Raw genomic sequence first — 466 nt, forward strand, 5'->3', positions numbered from 1 at the left:
TAAAATTTATAATACTTTTCAAAATCCATTTTAAAATCAACAGAATTCCATAATTTTTTCATTTCACTCTCACATTTTTTCAACAACTTTTTTTCTTCTTCAGTAATTTCTACATTATGCATTTCCTTTCCGGTGTCTAAAATCGTATTTTCCAAAGTTAAAGTTGTATTTTCTTTAAGTTCCATTTTTTCTCTCCTTATTTAAATTTTATAGGCGCACTTGCCTGTTCATCAGCCAATAACCAAGTATTATCTTTACTTTTGTGCAGCGTAATTTGGAAGTATTTTTCTGCTCCTGTTACTGTATACAGTTTTCTATACACATACGCGATGTTAGGATCTTCTTCTGAAGTAATGACTTCTGATAATTCATAATCAGCATAATCCCTAGCGGTAGGTGCAATTTGTTTTTGCAAACTTTTAACAACCTCGACATCATCTTCTATGTTTCCTGTACCAATATTTCT

General features: G+C 30.5%; 2 protein-coding genes. Both read right to left on the reverse strand.

Features of this window, described 5'->3' with window-relative positions; translation table 11 throughout:
• A partial coding sequence (locus RCF13_RS17865) for a hypothetical protein (RefSeq protein ID WP_308141416.1) occupies positions 1-185 on the reverse strand: 185 nt, incomplete at its 3' end.
• An 11-nt stretch (positions 186-196) separates the two neighbouring features.
• Positions 197-466 (reverse strand): hypothetical protein (locus RCF13_RS17870; protein ID WP_308141417.1); only part of this gene is annotated, 270 nt, incomplete at its 5' end.

The sequence above is a fragment of the Stenotrophomonas maltophilia group sp. RNC7 genome (assembly GCF_030910085.1).
GTDB classification, from domain to species: domain Bacteria; phylum Pseudomonadota; class Gammaproteobacteria; order Xanthomonadales; family Xanthomonadaceae; genus Stenotrophomonas; species Stenotrophomonas sepilia.